At 40.3% G+C, this 15,004-nt stretch carries 22 protein-coding genes, 2 pseudogenes and 1 CRISPR repeat array; of the genes and pseudogenes, 9 read left to right on the forward strand and 15 right to left on the reverse strand.

Going from position 1 to position 15,004, the window contains the following annotated elements:
- Positions 1-100: 100 nt before the first annotated feature.
- The 3 genes from GTQ43_RS41955 (at position 101) to GTQ43_RS36805 (ending at position 1,356) form a co-directional block, all read left to right on the forward strand.
- Positions 101-220, forward strand: coding sequence for a tetratricopeptide repeat protein (locus GTQ43_RS41955; protein WP_414859188.1), 120 nt, complete (start codon positions 101-103; stop codon positions 218-220).
- Positions 178-690 (forward strand): tetratricopeptide repeat protein, encoded by a 513-nt coding sequence (locus GTQ43_RS36800; RefSeq protein WP_265277754.1) that lies wholly within the window; start codon positions 178-180, stop codon positions 688-690. The genes GTQ43_RS41955 and GTQ43_RS36800 overlap by 43 nt, the downstream gene beginning before the upstream one ends.
- A gap of 294 nt (positions 691-984) precedes the next feature.
- Positions 985-1,356 (forward strand): two-component system response regulator, encoded by a 372-nt coding sequence (locus GTQ43_RS36805; protein ID WP_265277628.1) that lies wholly within the window; start codon positions 985-987, stop codon positions 1,354-1,356.
- A gap of 412 nt (positions 1,357-1,768) precedes the next feature.
- On the opposite strand, the gene GTQ43_RS36810 is transcribed toward GTQ43_RS36805, so the two are convergent.
- The 3 genes and pseudogenes from GTQ43_RS36810 to GTQ43_RS36820 form a co-directional block, all read right to left on the reverse strand.
- The gene (locus GTQ43_RS36810) at positions 1,769-1,972 is read right to left on the reverse strand and encodes a hypothetical protein (RefSeq protein WP_265277629.1); all 204 of its coding nucleotides are present in this window, start codon (positions 1,970-1,972) and stop codon (positions 1,769-1,771) included.
- A 352-nt stretch (positions 1,973-2,324) separates the two neighbouring features.
- Positions 2,325-3,786: pseudogene (locus tag GTQ43_RS36815) on the reverse strand (ISLre2 family transposase).
- A gap of 469 nt (positions 3,787-4,255) precedes the next feature.
- Positions 4,256-4,465: a hypothetical protein gene (locus GTQ43_RS36820; protein WP_265277630.1), complete on the reverse strand. Its 210-nt coding sequence runs from the start codon at positions 4,463-4,465 to the stop codon at positions 4,256-4,258.
- Positions 4,466-4,718: 253 nt separating this feature from the next.
- Between GTQ43_RS36820 and GTQ43_RS36825 the strand changes: the two genes are divergently transcribed.
- From GTQ43_RS36825 to GTQ43_RS36835, 3 genes are all read left to right on the forward strand, one after another.
- Complete coding sequence (locus GTQ43_RS36825) at positions 4,719-5,177, forward strand: hypothetical protein (RefSeq protein WP_265277631.1); 459 nt, start codon at positions 4,719-4,721, stop codon at positions 5,175-5,177.
- Entirely contained in the window at positions 5,174-5,569 is a 396-nt protein-coding gene (locus GTQ43_RS36830) for a hypothetical protein (RefSeq protein WP_265277632.1), read from the forward strand. The genes GTQ43_RS36825 and GTQ43_RS36830 overlap by 4 nt, the downstream gene beginning before the upstream one ends.
- A gap of 276 nt (positions 5,570-5,845) precedes the next feature.
- Positions 5,846-6,464: direct repeats of the CRISPR family, unit length 35 nt; unit sequence GTTTCCATTAATTCAACTTCCGAAGAAGTTTAAAG.
- Positions 6,465-7,252: 788 nt separating this feature from the next.
- On the forward strand, positions 7,253-7,651 hold the full coding sequence (locus GTQ43_RS36835; protein WP_265277633.1) for a hypothetical protein: 399 nt from the start codon (positions 7,253-7,255) through the stop codon (positions 7,649-7,651).
- A 79-nt stretch (positions 7,652-7,730) separates the two neighbouring features.
- Here the strand turns inward: GTQ43_RS36835 and GTQ43_RS36840 are convergent, their stop codons facing one another.
- Positions 7,731-7,964, reverse strand: a complete 234-nt coding sequence (locus tag GTQ43_RS36840; RefSeq protein ID WP_265277634.1) for a DUF5348 domain-containing protein — start codon at positions 7,962-7,964, stop codon at positions 7,731-7,733.
- A 29-nt stretch (positions 7,965-7,993) separates the two neighbouring features.
- On the opposite strand from GTQ43_RS36840, the gene GTQ43_RS36845 reads away from it, so the two are divergent.
- A complete protein-coding gene (locus tag GTQ43_RS36845) occupies positions 7,994-8,224 on the forward strand; it encodes a hypothetical protein (RefSeq protein WP_265277635.1) in 231 nt (76 codons plus the stop codon).
- A 120-nt stretch (positions 8,225-8,344) separates the two neighbouring features.
- On the opposite strand, the gene GTQ43_RS36850 is transcribed toward GTQ43_RS36845, so the two are convergent.
- From GTQ43_RS36850 to GTQ43_RS36860, 3 genes are all read right to left on the reverse strand, one after another.
- Positions 8,345-8,797 (reverse strand): hypothetical protein, encoded by a 453-nt coding sequence (locus GTQ43_RS36850; protein ID WP_265277636.1) that lies wholly within the window; start codon positions 8,795-8,797, stop codon positions 8,345-8,347.
- Positions 8,798-8,826: 29 nt separating this feature from the next.
- Complete coding sequence (locus GTQ43_RS36855) at positions 8,827-9,012, reverse strand: hypothetical protein (protein WP_265277637.1); 186 nt, start codon at positions 9,010-9,012, stop codon at positions 8,827-8,829.
- A gap of 82 nt (positions 9,013-9,094) precedes the next feature.
- The gene (locus GTQ43_RS36860; RefSeq protein ID WP_265277638.1) at positions 9,095-9,400 is read right to left on the reverse strand and encodes a hypothetical protein; all 306 of its coding nucleotides are present in this window, start codon (positions 9,398-9,400) and stop codon (positions 9,095-9,097) included.
- Positions 9,401-9,563: 163 nt separating this feature from the next.
- On the opposite strand from GTQ43_RS36860, the gene GTQ43_RS36865 reads away from it, so the two are divergent.
- Positions 9,564-9,770, forward strand: a complete 207-nt coding sequence (locus tag GTQ43_RS36865) for a ribbon-helix-helix domain-containing protein (protein ID WP_265277639.1) — start codon at positions 9,564-9,566, stop codon at positions 9,768-9,770.
- 187 nt (positions 9,771-9,957) lie between these two features.
- Here the strand turns inward: GTQ43_RS36865 and GTQ43_RS36870 are convergent, their stop codons facing one another.
- The 5 genes from GTQ43_RS36870 to GTQ43_RS36895 form a co-directional block, all read right to left on the reverse strand.
- Positions 9,958-10,170 (reverse strand): hypothetical protein, encoded by a 213-nt coding sequence (locus GTQ43_RS36870; RefSeq protein ID WP_265277640.1) that lies wholly within the window; start codon positions 10,168-10,170, stop codon positions 9,958-9,960.
- Between the two features lie 725 nt (positions 10,171-10,895).
- A complete protein-coding gene (locus GTQ43_RS36880) occupies positions 10,896-11,333 on the reverse strand; it encodes a GIY-YIG nuclease family protein (RefSeq protein ID WP_265277642.1) in 438 nt (145 codons plus the stop codon).
- Positions 11,324-11,491, reverse strand: coding sequence for a hypothetical protein (locus GTQ43_RS36885; protein WP_265277643.1), 168 nt, complete (start codon positions 11,489-11,491; stop codon positions 11,324-11,326). Before GTQ43_RS36885 ends, GTQ43_RS36880 begins: the two co-directional genes overlap by 10 nt.
- A 139-nt stretch (positions 11,492-11,630) precedes the next feature.
- On the reverse strand, positions 11,631-12,050 hold the full coding sequence (locus GTQ43_RS36890) for a site-specific integrase (protein WP_265277644.1): 420 nt from the start codon (positions 12,048-12,050) through the stop codon (positions 11,631-11,633).
- A complete protein-coding gene (locus GTQ43_RS36895; RefSeq protein WP_265277645.1) occupies positions 12,023-12,616 on the reverse strand; it encodes a hypothetical protein in 594 nt (197 codons plus the stop codon). Before GTQ43_RS36895 ends, GTQ43_RS36890 begins: the two co-directional genes overlap by 28 nt.
- A gap of 285 nt (positions 12,617-12,901) precedes the next feature.
- On the opposite strand from GTQ43_RS36895, the gene GTQ43_RS36900 reads away from it, so the two are divergent.
- Positions 12,902-13,501, forward strand: a complete 600-nt coding sequence (locus GTQ43_RS36900; protein WP_265277647.1) for a hypothetical protein — start codon at positions 12,902-12,904, stop codon at positions 13,499-13,501.
- Positions 13,502-13,668: 167 nt separating this feature from the next.
- Here the strand turns inward: GTQ43_RS36900 and GTQ43_RS36905 are convergent.
- The 3 genes and pseudogenes from GTQ43_RS36905 to GTQ43_RS36915 form a co-directional block, all read right to left on the reverse strand.
- Positions 13,669-13,827 (reverse strand): annotated as a pseudogene (locus tag GTQ43_RS36905) (IS4 family transposase); the annotation flags it as partial.
- Positions 13,828-14,280: 453 nt separating this feature from the next.
- Complete coding sequence (locus tag GTQ43_RS36910; protein ID WP_265277758.1) at positions 14,281-14,484, reverse strand: hypothetical protein; 204 nt, start codon at positions 14,482-14,484, stop codon at positions 14,281-14,283.
- An 18-nt stretch (positions 14,485-14,502) separates the two neighbouring features.
- On the reverse strand, positions 14,503-14,991 hold the full coding sequence (locus tag GTQ43_RS36915; protein WP_265277648.1) for a hypothetical protein: 489 nt from the start codon (positions 14,989-14,991) through the stop codon (positions 14,503-14,505).
- Positions 14,992-15,004 lie beyond the last annotated feature (13 nt).

Below are 15,004 nucleotides of genomic sequence, written 5' to 3' on the forward strand. Positions count from 1 at the left end.
GGTATTTTCGCAGCATTGCTTTATTAAATTTAGAACGCTATGAAGATGCTCTTGCTAGCACCGAGCAATCCCTGAAACTTAAAGGCGACTTGAGCGCAGCCTGGGAGAATCGGGGTGTGCTTTGGATAATTTGGGGCGCTATGATGAAGCAATAGCTTCTTACGATCAAGCGATTGAATTTCAAACTCTAATGCTTGGTATAACCGAGGTATTGTATTGATGACATTGGAACGCTTTGAAGAGGCGATCGCTTCCAACGAGCGTGCAATTGAATTCCAGCATGATTTTCCCCAAGCTTGGTGTAACCTGGGTATTGCTTTAATGGATTTGGAGCGATTTGAAGAAGCGCTGACTAGCTTCGACCGCTCCCTTGAATTTCAAAGAGATTTACCCCAAGCTTGGTATAACCGAGCCAATACACTGTTAACTCTCAAACGCTTTGAAGAGGCGATCGCCAGCTATGATAAATGTAACGAAATCTGTCCAGACGACTCCGCGACTTTTTATGGTAAGGCTTGCTGTTATGCCCAATTGCTTAATATAAAGCAAGCAATCTTTAACCTACAACAAGCTATCAATATGAGTCCTAACCAATACCAAGATATGGCGAAAAATGACTCAGATTTTGATAATATTCGTTCAGATGAACAATTTCAGGCGTTAATCACTCCTGGTTCGCTCATTTTATAGCCGGTTAGAAAAAAGACGGAACGGAAAAATAGAGGTTACAGCGTTACCAGATGGCGAACCGTGATTGTCGGCGCTTTACGATGGTCGCTCCGCGAACCGCCGCAGGCATCGCCAGCGTTGTGAATTAATCTTGGGTATTGCTTCACCGCTTGTCACCATCCAAAAATCTGATTTCTCCCAAACCCTTATTCTTACGTTATTTATCAATTTCTCTAACTTCAAAAAAAAGGGCGAACTTCGAGTAATAAATTATGACTTCTTCATAATATTCTGGTTATTGAAGATTCCAAAGATATGAAATGGTTGTTTGAGGGCTTTTTTAATTTACTGCCTGCACACCACTTTGAGATGTACATTTATAATGGACGTGATGCTTTAAAATTCGTCAAATCTCACAGAGTTAGCATCATCTTGATTGATTTTCCAGTTCTGGGTGCTTGGGAGTTTTTTGAGTACGTTCAAGCTCATCCGACATTAAGATTTGTTCCCCTTGTAGTTATGTCGGGGGCAAAAAAACATTTTATCGATGAATTTCCAAAGCCTTTTGAATATTTTGAAAATTGTAAAAAACCATTTAGACCAGTAGAACTTAAACAGGCAGTCCGTTCCGCGATTAACAAAGCAAAAATTGCACTATCTGCAAGAAAAAAGCCACATCCTTGGTGATATTAGTTAGACAAGCACGGATTCCTCATTTTGCAGACTTGGTGTATTCTATGCCTGAAAGCATTCTATCTCCATTGATGCTCCCACGGCGATGACGCAAAAAACCCCGGTGTTAAGTACCGAGGTGACAAGTCTGAATGACGATGAGATATAGCGATACAGAAGTCTAAAAATCTTAGCTAACACCAAAGGCAACCAAAACAATAGCAGAACAAAAAGGCGATGCAAACGTATGTAAACTACGTACTGGGTCGCCTTTTCCTCTAAGAAACTGATCTCTTCCCCACCACTCTGATTCAGCCTGTGGTTCTGGTGCTTAAGCACCACACTTAAGCACTAGCTGAACATCAAAAGGCGATCGCATCCCCAAACCGCGTAGGCGCAGCCCGTCGTAGACATCGCCATGCATCCTCTAAGAAAAATTACTACTTCTTACCTGTTCCAGAAAGTTAGGCAATGAGGACTTCAAAGAACTATCTACCGCAATTTCCCTGTTTTTCACCTTGTGAAAGATGATTTTGGTTGTTTCAACAGCCTCATCAAATGAGCAATCAAGCTGTTCTTGAACAATAAAGACTAACTTGGTTGCATTATCTAAAAGTTCATCACTATACATCTGGTTTTCCTCTAGTTGAGTGCTTTAGCGATATCCTCTAAGAATGACATTCATCACCATTTTCGTCTTGCGGTGGTGGCTGAAGAATATTACTAAACGCTGGGGAGCAATGCGATTTTGTGAGGTCTGGTCAAAAACCAGCGATCGCTAAAATTATATTTAAGTACAAGGTGATTTTATTTGCAAATACAATACTGACTTACACAAAAATTCATCTTGATGAGATATCTCAAAAAGATTGCTAGCAAGTCATTTGACGATTATTTCTGAAAATATCTGCAATCAGCCTTTTATACTTAGTATCAATTATGCTAAAAAATAAATTAAAGACAAGACTAAAGTATAAAATTTATCAAGCAGTTTGGGATTTGATAAAGGAATTAAAGATAGAACCACAAAAATTATCCCAACTTCCAGCTATCCATTGACAACGCAGATGTAAGATAATTTCTGCATTTTCTTTCAACCAAAATTTACTGTTACCCTTGATTCTTAAGTTGACAACTTGACGGATTAAACTCTCAATTGCCCCACTACCTATTGGTAGTTTTTGGTCTAGTATCTTAGCGTAATTTAAACGCCTTTCACGATAAGCACGTAAAAGATAATTTCTCTGTACTACCATCGTTTTACAACGTTTCTCCGTAGCTTCAAAGATAAATTCATCCATCTGCCTAATTATGGTCATTGCATTACTTTTTTTTAAAGTTCTCCGTGCTTTTTTAAACCAATTATTCCGCTCTTTATCATCATTAAAAGCTACATCAGCAAATTTATGTAGTCGCTCAGTAACATGGTAAAAATCAAATAATTGATAAGTGGCATTGGGAGATTTCAATTTCTTTAAAAGGGAGGGATATGTTTCCAAATCCATCCAGCACCGTCAGCAATTAATAAAACTTGTTTTGCTTGACTAATTCCTAAACTAATCAGATGCATTTCTAATATTGGTAAAAATCCCTTATAATCTTCATACGTACCATCGTTGATAATAGGGATGTCCTTAGTTTTTACTTTTTTTCCCTGTTCATCAACCACATAAATTGTTACTAATTTTGGCTCAACCCATTCTCCTATAAAGCCATGCTTGTTTGTTTTGGGATTTTTTCTACCTTTTTTATTAATCCTAATTCTACTCCTGCCACCATCTACAGCAATTACAACTCTCTGGTCTTTAAGTATATTTCCATCAAGTAATTTACCTTGCTGCAAGTTAGATATTTTAGCTTGACGTAAATCAATGCCAATTTGGCCAAATTTATATGTTAATCGCTCAATCCGTTTTAAACTAATATTAATTCCCCAACTGATGAGAATTGTATGTGAAGCTTCAAAGGAACTAGCAATCGCGCCATATTGAGCTATAGTTGTCCAAACAGCAGGGGTCAAACCTTCTGACAAACCCAACCATTTTAAAAAGGGACAACATCCTTGATTGTAAATTTTACTTTTGGTCTTTGCTTTTGACTTTTTTCTTACCATATATGGTAGTTTTAGAGTAACTAAAACATTCCCAACTGTTAATATCTGCATTTTCTATAACCGTGTCTTTGCGTCTTGCCATCCTCACAATTTCTTGTTTGAATAATCGCAGTTTGATTAGCTAACTGAGATTGGGAAAGATTATACAACAAGATGGCAATACATTGACCAGCTAAAATAAGTGCAACTTCTCTAATCTTTTCTTCTCTCTGTTTAAAAATTTGCCCATTCCATTCATTGATATTCGTCAATTCTAAAGATTTTATAACTTCCAAAGAAAAATCTGATAATGATTTACTTAAATCTAACGTTGCATATATATTTTTTTCCATTAAGGTAGATAATCCTTATCACAAAACTATTGCTACTTGAGAATCTTACTTTTTTTATTGTCAGAAAAAGAAACTGAAAACTCGTTGTGAATCAGATCATCATTATTACAGTATAAATACTATTTATTCGGTATAAATATATTTCAATCACTGAAAAAAGGATTTAGCGATCGCACCTTTTTGGCTGACCTCACAAAATCGCATTGCTCCCAAACGCTGGTAATAAATTCTCGCTGATTTTTGGCGGTTCAATTGGCTCAAACAGATTTTGTGACGGTTGAGGCTGAGTCTCTTGTTCTGGCATTTTTTAAAAATATTAATTAGTTGATGGCGATCGCTCCCTACTACAAGCGATCGCCTTTATCCTCTAAGAAAAATTGTTAGTTGAGAGCAGCAGCGACACACGAATAGCCCGTCGTAGACATCGCCTTTCCTCTAAGAAACTAGCCCTCATCCCCTGGCTTATACTCTAGCCCTTCACCTTCACGGGGATTGTTTTTTGAGCAGTGTTATTAAGAATTTGCTCCCACATTTCATCAAAGGTAATACCCCGCTTTTTGGCTAAGTACTCAACTCGCTCTTTGATTAACTTATCTCGCTCCTGAAGCTTGGCACATAGCAGGGATTGAGCTTGCACAACCTTAGTACGACCGTTTACCCATGCGTCCACAGTCAGCACATCATTGTAATATTCCCCAAACCGGGGATAGCTAACCTTTCATCCTTTCTGGGCATTTCGTCCTTTCTGGGAAATATCTCTACTGCATCCATATTGCTACCTAAGCGCTGCTATTGTGCCAAATCTGCCCAGAATTGGCACAAAAAAGGTTTATTCAAATAGCTTATACCGTATTTGACCCGAATGCGGTACAAATTCGCCCACATTTGATAGTATCAAGAGTACACAAGATATATTTAAATCCAAGTCAAAAATGAATTTTCGTCAAGTTATTGCCATAGGAACAAGCCTTGTTCTATCTGGAACTGCTTTGCCAACGCGCCCAGTTAACGCGAATCCTGCGGTACTTGCACCTGCCGCTTTTTGTGCAGGCACGGCTGGGGTAGGATGTGTGCTGGTTGGGGTTGCTATTATAGGTGGCACGGTTTACTATGTCTGGCAATCCAGGGATGGGAAGCATTATGCAGACGCAAATGGACAGATCAACAATTCTGAGAGATTGGTTGGTACAGCGAAGCCTTTGCAGAGTACAGCTATTTCTGGGATAGAGGCAGCAAAACTAGGAGATGCTCACTGGGCTAATACTGTCACCGACTGTTACAAGATTGGTAAAAGAATAGGTAAAAATCTAAAAAGACATCAGCTTGCGGTTGGTGGTGGATACTGGTGTATTTTCCCTGGAGAACAAACAAGTTTTGGAGATAACAGATGAACTTGCAAGAATTAAAACAGTTCAATGAGTTAAAAGGTGACACACTCTTGACATCCATCCTGACTTTTCCTAGCTTCAATGCACCAGGATATGAACTTACGGGTGGAATGGAGGTTTGTGTCGGAGTCAATGATGCCATTGCTGAGATTGAACCGATAGTGTGGACTGCTGGTTACAAAAACAACCCCCTGCATGAATGGAAGCTGGTTAGCTACGAGGTGTTTGTACCTCAAAAGATGGTTTTAGTTGCTCCTGACAATATGCAATCGTGTGAAACTACAGCAGTACATAATGCTGCCATATTCTGTTATTACAGTCCGATAAAACCAGAAGTCATTAACCAGTTGATTCAACAAAATCAACCTTGGGTTTTAGACAAGAGTAATACTTAAAATTCTCTTGCTGCGCTCAATAGATACAATTGGCAATTCCTCACTATCCTCCAGTGATGTCAGTTTTAGGCTGACAGGCTGGGGGGATATGTTTGTCACTGCGCCGCTGCTTGCCATTCATCGTTTACTACTACAAACATTGGATTCAAAGAGCAGGGATTGAAAATCATCAACTGCTAGAAAGGCTTGGGAATTAAGGATTAAGTTTTGGTTGCTATCAACTTCCGAAGAAGTTTAAAGAATTTACGCTGCAACTTTGTGAGCAGCAAACTGAAAGTTTCCATTAGTTCAACTTCCGAAGAAGTTTAAAGTCGTTATACCAGCTTTGTTAGTAAGTCTTACAATTGTTTCCATTAGTTCAACTTCCGAAGAAGTTTAAAGTGTTTTACTAGCAGGATGGACTTGCAGCTGCAATAAAGTTTCCATTAGTTCAACTTCCGAAGAAGTTTAAAGTTAAATCGTTCTGTAGATGGTAAATACTGTCCATTTGAGTTTCCATTAGTTCAACTTCCGAAGAAGTTTAAAGTGTAGTAACTAATCTTACTGCAACAGACGGGATGAAGTTTCCATTAATTCAACTTCCGAAGAAGTTTAAAGATTTTCACTTCCGGGAGGATTGCAAATTCCAGTTAACGTGTTTCCATTAATTCAACTTCCGAAGAAGTTTAAAGTTAGTCCAGTCTTGTTTTTGATACTGTGGGAAATAGCTAAAGTTTCCATTAATTCAACTTCCGAAGAAGTTTAAAGTGAAAAACCTCCTGAAAAGGAGACACCTCCGGCACAAGTTTCCATTAATTCAACTTCCGAAGAAGTTTAAAGAAGAAGAGTTTTTGCCACAAATATATCGCAAAACAAACTCTGTTTCCATTAATTCAACTTCCGAAGAAGTTTAAAGTTTTTTCCAATTGCGATTATAATTTTCGCTTGGAGAACAACACCATCGTTTCCATTAATTCAACTCCGAAGAAGTTTAAAGAAAAATACAATGATATTCCTCATATAAACGGTTCGTTTCCATTAATTCAACTTCCGAAGAAGTTTAAAGTTCTTCTTTAAAAGACCGCGTCAGCTACTGGAACTCAAGTTTCCATTAATTCAAACTTCCGAAGAAGTTTAAAGGGTAGTCGCTGAAAGCCTTACCCAGTGCTAAGTCTACAGCACTTTTTGTGGGATGCAAATTTTCCGCCGAATAATTGATAATTCTTGTCAATAAACTGATCGTTGAGAGGCATCAAACCCATATATAGAGAGCGATTTGTGGGATAGAACGAGAGAATAAGGGTTTCAGGCATTATGTCTATCCCACAAATGGTATACTAGGCTACAGTTTCCAAGTCATTGGACGATAGACTTCAACTCACCAGTCAAACAAGCAATATATTCGCGCACCTGCAATTCTATACAAGGACGATACGCTGCACTTTCCTCGCTTGAAAATCGCATCGCCCTACTCCTTACTCTTTCCTAGCTTGAAAATGATTTAAGCGATCGCTCCTTCCCTGATAGTGGTGAGCGAAAGGGGAAAAGCCTAAACTTTCCTCGCTTGAAAATAGAGAAGCGTAGTTTACCGCGCAGGCATCGCCCCTCATCTCTAAGAAAATGGAGGAGCGATGCCTACGGCGGCTGTGCTTACGCACATACCTTATAAAGGTATAATATAAAAACTGCAAGGACTTAAAACCGATGCAAACACTACCACTAGAGCTTGAGCTAGCAGTATCTCAAATTGCTGCACAGCACTATCCACACAGGCGGTTCAAGCTAATTTATAAAATTGAAAACAATTGTATTGATATCGAATTCCAAGGATACTATACAGAAAATTTTTTTGACTCATGCAGCCGACCATCAAATCCAATTCATGATTTTTATCGTGATAAAACGGCAGATTTCAAAGTTGGTTATGGATATGGTCAACTGTCAATATCTGGATGGTGGCGAGGAGCGATATTAACTTTTGATTACAATTCTAAATCTTGGAGCAATGAAGATGGAGAAGAAATTGCTTGTCCCTATCCAGATGGTGAACAATTCGAGAGAATTGCAGCAGAGCTTTATCCTTTATTACAGCAGCATTACTAGCAAAGGATTGAGGGCGATCGCTCAAGCACTGATAGGAATTTTTTCCTCTAAGAATATTGCACATTCATAGGGCGATCGCTTAAGAAAAACGACACACCACACTGTTAATGCAATCTTCTATAACATTTTCGCCTTCTGCATTGAAAACAATTAAATACCAGTTAAGGTTTCCCTGTTCTCTGTAGCACTCACAACGAGCAGTAAACCATTTTTCTGATATCAAAACTTCCAGACAATCACCCGCATGGATAGGTTTATCCATTAAATAAAGGCGGCTTCCACTGCTTTCTTGCCGTAGCTCTAGCTGTTCCACACACAATACCTCCTCATTCTCCAAGAATATTGTACAAAGCAGAGCGATGCCCTTCTCTACGAGACGCTACGCGAACGGCGCAGGCTCAGGGTAAGACCTACGGCGGTAAACTACGCCCCTCATCCAACAATCCTCGCTTGTATACTGAGTGCGAATCATCCCAAGAGCAGTACGATGGCGGATTACTTATCAAAACATTATTTTATGGACAAAATGGAGGGTCATTCTTCTTTACAGGTCAGCAAGTCACTGCTAGATAAGATGACAAGTTAACTTACAAGTTAACTTAATATATAGCGTTATTAGTGCGATCGCTTCTTTATTTTCAAGCGAGGAAATGATGAGCGATCGCACTCTTGGCGATCGCACCACACCCCAACTTACTCGTAGTTCCTAAGTCTGCGGACATCCCAAGGCAATGAGCGCTGGCTTTGCCTCAAAATAGATTGATAAGCTTCTGGCGATAACCAGGAACCGTCCTCTAGTTGCTGGTAGTCTTCTGGTATTTGTTCTGGTGGAGTAGAAGCTGGTAGCGTCCAGGGGCGTTTGGGTTTGGCAGATGGTAAGGCATCAAGACGCTGCTCGATTTGTTCGAGACGTTGATTGATGGGAGTCAGTGCTTGTTCAACGGCGGCGGTTATAGTAGCGATTAATACCTCTGGGTTCCCAAAACTAGAACCAATTTCTGCCTCTCTAGTCTTAAGAGCGAAATAGGTTTGAGCGGCGGCAATTTCTGCTTTTCGCGGGTCGCCGTTCATGGCTGTAAGGTAGCAAGCATAGCGCGATAATTTGTAATCAGATTGCCTAGAACCTCCTCCCTGTTGACGTTCCACCAGATTACCAGCGTTGGTAAAGTGGTTTTTTATGTCGTAGCCTGAGTTTTGGCAAGCAAGTTTTGCCCGTTCAATTGTTTCTTCAAACCTTTGCCATCGAGAGTACCCAGTAGTGGCTGAAGCTGGCGTGCTAACCAATACTCATTACCATCAGCATCGACAAGTCTAATTTGGTCAAATGGACTTGCACCCTCAGTAAAAGCGATCAAATTCATAAAATCCTCAATGATTAATCTTGATGTGGTAAGTAAGAGGTACGCCCATAAAGCGCACCTCAGTAGGGAATGGGAAAAATTGTTATGCAGCGCTGACTACAAGCAACCCACTTAGGGCAATAATCACCAGCTGCGCTTGTTCTTTCGTCTCGCACCGGGGGCGTAATTCCAAATTGCACGGCTGCGCCACCCACAAGCCATCTGAGTCTGCACGGTAGAAAGTGCCCAGCAGCCTCATACCAGACCACACTCGGTAAAGAGTACCGAAATTAGCATCATCCACAGAATCAATCTCAAACTCTGGTGCTACATCCTCTGCTTGCTCTTCGACATACTGCTCTAACTCAAGTTCTCGCGCAACTTGAGCATCCACTATTATTGGATTCATAGTTTGACCTTTTAAATCGGGTTACAACTTGGGCGATCGCAACTTCTTGGCGGGAGAGCGATCGCCTTTGTTATGCACTTTATTGTAGTGTGTAGGTATGTATATATGTACTTATGCAGTCTAATAGATTTGTAAAGTGTTGAGGTGTTGATGTGTGTAGCTAATGCCAAGACCAAAACGAGCGCAAAAAGATAAATACGGCGAGACGAAGCAGCGATATCAAATCATGTTGACTGAAACTGCATCGCTAGAGTTAGATGCAATATCTGAGGAGTTGGGCATAACCCGAAGTGAATTAATTGAGAAAGCAATTCGCCAAGGGTTATTTAGACAAGTCAAACTAGAACCATCAGAAATGACTGATGACTAAAACCACAGTTCATTAGTTGTCAACATCAATGGTTGTACAATAGTTGTGTTTTATACTGATGCCCATTGCTGGCAATTCCGGGTAATTAGTCCTGATGGTGGGGTGTTTGGGGAACGTAAGATTTATTACTCGGCTGAAGCTGCACAGAAGGCGGGGCGGGAGTGGATAGGTAAGGGGAGTTGAAGCTTTACTCAACTTCAGTTTCTTCATCACCTTGCACGGTAAGAAGAACTGATTCCAGACGATAACCAGCCTCACGCATATAATATCCAGCCGCGCCAATATCTTCAAAAACGTCATCAAATTGAGGATGAGTTTGTGGAAAAATCTTTCTTAGGCGATCGCCCAGTCGCTCTAGTTCTTGTTGAATTGTGATTAGTTCTTGAGTATCATCATCCATACTTACCTACCACAACGATAACTGCCCCGGTGAAACATTAGACTTACCACCTCTATGGTATAAAAGATGACATGCACTACAGAGAGCTATCAGGTTGCCTCTGTGGTTATTGGCTGGATTTCTGTCCCAGTGGTGTACCTGTAGGGTGTACACTCTGCGTTTTGAGCGTGTCAAATCTGATATTTTTTCACCAGGGGGTATGCAGTGTAACCCACACTTTTGACAACACCACTGAGCTTGTTGCTTAACTGAAGTGGCAATTTCTGACCAATTATCTGGGTAAAGCAAGTGGCTAACCTTCATCGTCAGTTCAAGTTCTGGGAGCTTCTAGAATTTTAATACTTTTTTAGTGTAAAAATAAACCATAAACTATATGCACATTAAGCATTCTGCTGTAAGCACTTGATGTCACGGTGGCGATATTTGAGATAATCTAAATTTGTCAGGCATTTTTTACCTTCAGAATTAGTAAAGATATATTCATCTTCAATTGGTAATTCATTGAATACATCTAAATATTTAAAGGCTTTTACTTGTACCCAAGCAGTTCGGTAACACCTACATACTGTTCACGGATGCTTGAATGTTCTTCTAAGTATAATATGATATTCGCTACTTCAATAAACTCAAATCTGTAGTTGAAAAAACTATAAGCTATTACCGAACTGGATTGATAAATTTCCTTGTTTTTTCCACAGTATGATCTATATAAGCCCAAGCATTTTTTACTTGGGGGAATGTCTTTTTTTCATGGATTGAAATAATATGCTTGTATCATTGATATTGATTAGTATAACTATGCAGTGAATACCACCATTATCTTCATACCTGCCAGCAACTACAGAACGAACCACAGGAAACAAGAATGTGGGATTATTTAATACTTTTAGTAAACGTTTGATTTCCCGTTCAACTTGTGGCTGTTTAGGCAAATATTTTTTGACTTTACAAGCATTGAGTTCCGGCTGAAGCAGTTGAATATAATACTTCTCTTTTTCAGTTAATAAATCAACTGCAAGTTTTTGCCAATAGATTCTGTAAGAGCGTTTTTTATTGGAGCGAATCAATTGTGGATAGCGATGATGCGTTTTTCCCGCCCAACGAGCTTTAATATTAGTAGCTTGCCCAACATACCAAACACAGTCACTTGCATCTACAACCACATAGATTCCCGAACATGATGGTAGACAATACCGTTCGGTAAATGCAACGCTTGACCAATCTTTCCATTCCATGCAGCTTGACCAGGAATCCCTTCATTCTTAGGATTCCCACTTTCGACAGAAGATGCGATGCCCTTCACCCCATCACTCATCATCATCGGGCAAATACAACCCACTACTATCAGTGGGTCTTTTAATCAAAACCTCGGCAACACTGTACCCGTGCCTGCGTCTTTTTTTGTGCGGACATAAGCCTTGGTTGTATCGGTTTTACTATGCCCCAACTGGTTTTGCACCTCAAAAACATTTTTTATGCTCGACTGCTCTTGTCGCGTGAGAATGCCGCAACCAGTGACATGAAAACTTCACCTTTGCAGTTTCAGATATATCCTGAATCAACCTTTTTATTGCCCGATCGCTCAATGGCAACCCCCGCTTTTTTGGGTCAGGCGACATATTTGCAAACACGGGCATCTTATCACTAGCCATCCCCCGATACTTTTTGAAAACAAGCGAAGTCTGATGGTCTAACCCAATCTCGCGGTACTTGCCACCTTTGCCTCGGAACTTAATCGTATAGTATCCCCGATTTCTATCCTCTGGTGTCGGGTCGGGATACCACTGGAAATTATGCCAATATAACCCCGGATAATCTTCCTTGGGTTGGCCCGGTTCATCACCCGGAACCGTCACGCGACCCACTTCACCAACCCGCATCCCACTATAAAAAAGCAAATTAAACACCAACCAGTGCTTACCCCCAACTGCACAGCAGCATTAGCTAGCTTCTTCATCTCCCAATCTTCTAGATACCGCTCAGATTTAGGTAAATTACTGAAATTGTCGTAATTTATCGTACTTGCAATATTCCTTAAAAAATAGCCAATACTCTCACCACTCCCGTAACTCCAGAGCGATCGCAGCATCAGCACTTGGTTAGATTTAGTATAAGGGGAAACCTCACCCCAACTAGCAATAAATTCTAGTAACAATGGTTGCTGGATTAATCTTAAATCAGGTATACCTTGATGACGTACCCAATCGAGCAATTTTTGACCAAATCGGTAGTATTTTCGTTTGGTTTGTTCGCGGTTTTGACTGCCAGCCCAAACCAAAATTAGCTCAGAATCATTATTTACCGAAGGTGTGCGGTAATAGTATTGGCGAATTACCTCCTCTACCAATTCCGGGGTTACTTGCTGTGAAGTATTTGGCGCTACAACCTTTATAGGATTGGCAGGAAGAATTTCTACAGAGCTAACCTCAATATTAGTAACATCCATTGGGGAAATAAGGATTACGCGACCATAAACATATAACTTCCTGGAAGTGAGGTTTCAGGAAGCTTTTATATTCTACGACAACGCAGTGGATATACTGTCCGCGCTCCGCGTCAATAATTCCAAGAGCCTGCACAAAAGTAGCAAGATCCCGAACGGGGTGAAAGACCCAAAACACGGTGGACGATTCTCGAACGGATTTGTACCTGAGCATCCAATTCCTGATATGTTGATAGCAATGCTATCTACTTGATATCGATAGCTGTTGCTATCAATTGCGATATCACTATGCCTAACGAGAACAAACCCAGCGAGATGATCCGCGTCCCCACTCCCCTGATTCCAGCAGTTAGGGAGTTATCCCGGCTGCACCGACAAGGACGAACAAACGAGGTGCTTCACTCTTTAGATGATTTGATAGCAGCGTTAGATAATGGCAGGGGTAGTCCCCACAATCACCTCTCCCAAAACATATCGACGATTTGCTCTCGTCTGGATAATCTAGAATTACGTTTGTCGGATGATATTAGTAGCGATGCATCCAGTAACCAGCATCTCGCCGATTTAGAACAAAAAATCGACTCTATAAATAATCGGCTAGCACAATTTGCCGAGGTAATTATGCAGCTTCAAAGTAATATTAATAATCAACCAAGGCGGGGTAAGTCATACTACGGCAATTCTTATAATCAAGGGCAACCTGTTAAGTTTCAGCCAATTACAGAAGAAAGTTTGGCTTCAAGGTTGGGGGTAACTCCAGAAACTATTCGTAAGGAAAGAGAAAGTCAACCCGCGCCGCTTTTTTTCGCATGGTCTAAGCGCAAGGATACTTCTGGTATTGGCTGGGAATTTAATCAGAAAACGGGATTGTATCATCCAATTACTTGAACCTGACAGCGATGATTATTTTAATAAAGCTATGCTATAAGTAAGTCTGCGGGAATAAACCAAACTATGTTACGCAATGTAAATATGGTTGAAACCCTTACCAATGACCAATGACAAAGGACAAATGACAGACCTCGCCAGTTGTCTTTAATTGCGCCGACCTACTTAGCTCTTTTTTGATACATTACACTAATCACTAGTAATTTTTTTATTTTCCAATTAGTTCTATCAACTGCTAAATATATTGACTGATTTGCTTGAAAAGTTTGAGCTAACCATTGTTGAATTATCGGAAACCACAGTTTTTGTATATTCAGTATTGGTAAAGATGGGATTTGGTTATTTTTTTCGCTGCTGTTAATTAAGTCGTTACTTTTCTGCTAAGAAATTCGATTTAGAAAAGTGTGCCATCACAGATCCATGCCAGTTCCACGAATGAGCCATTGCAGATTCATTACAGTGACAATGTTGATCCAATAAAGATCCATTTGTACGACATACGTATTCTATGTATAATTTTTATTTGCAACAATGCTTAACTATTGACAAAGATTATGCCATGAGAGATCCAATACAAATCCATCAGCGATCCATTACATATTCATCTAACAGTTGATTCGAGTAGCCCAAAAAAACCTTTGGTGAGTAGCAAGCTATGTTGCTGTCCGGACATTTTTTCTGGGGAGAAAAAACGCACCCCCCAGGTGCGGCAACAAACTTGCAGATAAACTGATTTCTGTAACTCATAAGTCAAGTGGAAATCCTCAAAGTTTTTCTGCTTAAATAGCCAACAAAAATCGTCGCTCCAGCAGGTCTATTTTGGCACGACCATACATCTGTCGCTTTAACATTTTTAGTCGATTAATATGCCCAACAACTTGGCCATTGCTGACTGACATAGTTACACCTGCTTTCACAGCGTCATAGTCTTCACGCAATCGTAAAGCATTGCGTCGATTTGCAGTCAGATTACTTTGGTGCATCTTGAGATAATAACTACCTCAAACATTCAAAACTCTCTCCCGTACCGCCCTAGCCGCAGCCGACGCTATTTCTTCCCAATCTTCATAATTCAAAACTTCATGTAATAAATCGCGCAAAACTTCATGATTTTGGATATATTGCTCTGCATACAAATCTCTTCGTGCCAATATACCTTCTAATACAGGTATCGCTGTTGATAGGGGTGATTGCAAGCGAGATAGTAAACGCGAGCGGGCAACTTGAAACGCAGCATCTTCCCCTACTCCTAAGTTGCGTTCAGCTAGTAAAAGTCGGATTTCACGGTTGAGGGACACCCGCAAACAAGTCAAACGAACCTTGAGAGCGGGATTTTTCAAGAAACCTACAAATACCTTTTCGCTACCCCAATCTAACCCAGCAGCTACGTCGCAATCAGATTTTTCCTCCGCTTGAATTGCTGCTTGCATCGAAGAGCGATTAAATAATAGTTCAATTGCTTCAGAGACGCTGATGCTTTCTTCGTCCATATCCCATCCCTCC

Origin of the sequence: Nostoc sp. KVJ3, assembly GCF_026127265.1 — a bacterium.
In the GTDB taxonomy this organism is placed as follows: Bacteria; Cyanobacteriota; Cyanobacteriia; order Cyanobacteriales; family Nostocaceae; genus Nostoc.